This window comes from Pseudonocardia sp. SID8383 (assembly GCF_009864975.1).
GTDB lineage: Bacteria > Actinomycetota > Actinomycetes > Mycobacteriales > Pseudonocardiaceae > Pseudonocardia > Pseudonocardia alni.
Window position 1 is genome coordinate 1 of sequence record NZ_WWFY01000854.1, and the last position, 2,461, is coordinate 2,461.

The following is a 2,461-nucleotide window of genomic DNA, read 5'->3' on the forward strand; positions in this document are numbered from 1 at the left end:
GCGACGGCATCCGCGCCGAGGGCCTCGGCGACCCGGCCGCGCAGCGCGACCTCGGTGACCGGGCGGAGCAGGGTCGCCACCGACCCGCCCGTGGCGAGCGCGTCCAGCACGGTGTCGGCGAGCCGGTCGGTCAGGTCACCGTCGCCGCCGTGCCGGCACAGGGCGTGCACCAGCCCGCTCACTCCGCCGCATCCGCGGCGAGGCCGAGCGCGTCGGCGGGGCAGAGGGCGTGCCGCTCGCGGATGCTCATCTCCAGCTGCGAGGCGAACCCCGCACCGCAGCGTTCGAGCAGCCGGGCCACACCGGGGCGCAGGTTCACCAGCCGCAGCCGCACGCTGACCGGGAGCTCGTCGGCGGCGTGCACGAGGCTGACCGCACCGGCGACGTCGACGAACCGCAGCGCGGACAGGTCCGCGGTCAGCGTGCCCTCGCCGACGTCGCCGCGCACGACCCGGTCGATCAGCCTGGCCAGCACCCGCCGGACCTGGGGCCGGTTGGCGTGGTCGACCTCGCCGGCCAGCCGGACCCGGGCCGGGCCGATCTCGGTGACGCGCAGCAGGCTGTCGTCGTAGAGCGGGGCGGCGGTCAGCTCGGCGGGGTGCAGGCTGCGCATCGTCGCGATGAGCTCGTCGGGGTAGCGCAGGTGGTCGTAGACGCACAGCGCGCGCAGCGGGTGGTCGCGGACGGCGTCGTCGAGCCTGCGGTCGTACTCGTCGAGCACCTGTCCCCCGGGCCGGCGCAACCCGTGGTCCATCTGGCCGCTGAAGCGCAGCCCGGCCCAGCCGTCGTCGAGGGCGGAGGTGATGTTCTGCTCCATCACCCCGGTGAGCTCGTCGAGCGGGGCGTGCAGGGCGGCGCGGGTGAAGTCGCCCGGGACGAGCTGGAACTGCCCGGACCGCAGCGGGCCGGTCACGTCGACGCCGTCGTCGGCCAGGCGGGACAGCACCAGCCCGGCGGTGTCGTCGTCGAAGTAGGCGACCCGCTCCCCCGCCGTGAGCCCCTCGGCCAGGAATGCGGCGACGTCCTCGGCGAGCTGCTCGTCGCTGACCGGCACGGTCAGCACGTGCCGGTGGGGATCCCGTACCGGTGCGGTCACACGTCCCCCCGTCGTGGCGTCCCCGACGGCCCCCCGACAGGTGTGACGCCGCGTACACGATAGGTGATCACGGATCCCACGGCGAACCGACGCTGTCGTTCAGGCGTGCCGAGGCGTAGAGTTAGCCGGACCGAACTCCGGTGTTCGGGGCGCACGGTGCGAGCAGGGTGCACGGGCGCCGATCAGGAGGTGGACGCCATGTTCCGAGCCGCTCCGCAGTCGCGGGCGACCGAGGTGCGCACGGTCGTGCTCGCCGGCGTGCTCATGGTGCTGCTGGCCGTCGCCACGATCGTCTCCGTGCCGCTGGCACCCACCGCCGTCACCCTGGCCCTGGCCGCCGCCGCGCTGGCCGTGCGTCCGCTGGTCGTCGCCCACGTGCGCCGCGGCACCCGGGCAGAGCGGGTCGCCGCGCACCGCTGAGGGCACCTACGGTGGGGTCCCGCGACCCCGAGGAGCCCCATGACGACCGTCGGCGAGGCCGGTTGGCAGGTGCTGACCGCCCACGGCATCGACACCGTGTTCGGCAACCCCGGCTCGAACGAGCTGCCCTTCCTCGCGGCGATGCCCGACGGGGTGCGCTACGTACTCGGCCTGCACGAGGGCGCCGTACTGGGCATGGCCGACGGCTACGCCCTGGCCACCGGCGGCCCGGCGCTGGTCAACCTGCACGCGGCGTCCGGGTCGGGCAACGCGATGGGCGCGCTCACCAACGCCGTCTACTCCCACTCCCCGCTCGTGCTGACCGCGGGCCAGCAGGTGCGGTCCACGGTCGGCCAGGAGGTCATGCTGACCAACGTGGACGCGGCCGCGCTGCCACGCCCGCTGGTCAAGTACGCCGCCGAGCCCGCGTCGGCCCAGGACGTGCCGCGTGCGCTGTCCCAGGCGGTGCACACCGCGCTGCTGGACCCGCGGGGGCCGGTCTACCTCTCGGTCCCCTACGACGACTGGTCCCGCGAGGCGGGCCCGGACACCGCGCACCTGCCGTCCCGGCGTGCGACCGCCGCCGCCGAGCTCGGCGAGGCGGCGCTCTCCGAGCTGGCCGGGGCGCTGGCCGGGGCAGCGAACCCGGTGCTGGTGCTGGGCCCGCAGGTCGATGCGGACCGGGCCAACGACCACGCCGTCGCCCTCGCCGAGCGGCTCGCCTGCCCGGTCTGGATCGCACCGTCGGCGTCGCGGTGCCCGTTCCCGACCCGGCACCCGGCGTTCCGCGGGATCCTCCCGGCCTCGGTGCGCGACGTGTCCGACCGGCTGGCCGGGCACGACGTCGTGCTCGTCGCGGGCGCGCCGGTGTTCCGCTACCACCAGTGGGTCCCCGGTGACCTGCTGCCGGCGGGCACCCGGCTGCTGCACCTGACCGCGGACCCG

Annotated in this window: 4 protein-coding genes; 2 read left to right on the top strand and 2 right to left on the bottom strand. The window is 75.5% G+C overall.

The window, feature by feature from the left end:
* A partial coding sequence (locus GTW08_RS20720) for a hypothetical protein (protein ID WP_161152407.1) occupies nucleotides 1–182 on the bottom strand: 182 nt, incomplete at its 3' end.
* Nucleotides 179–1,063: an MEDS domain-containing protein gene (locus GTW08_RS20725; RefSeq protein WP_139282751.1), complete on the bottom strand. Its 885-nt coding sequence runs from the start codon at nucleotides 1,061–1,063 to the stop codon at nucleotides 179–181. The genes GTW08_RS20725 and GTW08_RS20720, both read right to left, overlap by 4 nt.
* Before the next feature lie 231 nt (nucleotides 1,064–1,294).
* On the opposite strand from GTW08_RS20725, the gene GTW08_RS20730 reads away from it, so the two are divergent.
* Both GTW08_RS20730 and GTW08_RS20735 read left to right on the top strand, forming a co-directional pair.
* Complete coding sequence (locus GTW08_RS20730) at nucleotides 1,295–1,516, top strand: hypothetical protein (protein WP_139282752.1); 222 nt, start codon at nucleotides 1,295–1,297, stop codon at nucleotides 1,514–1,516.
* A 39-nt stretch (nucleotides 1,517–1,555) separates the two neighbouring features.
* Nucleotides 1,556–2,461 (top strand): thiamine pyrophosphate-binding protein (locus GTW08_RS20735; protein ID WP_255497717.1); only part of this gene is annotated, 906 nt, incomplete at its 3' end.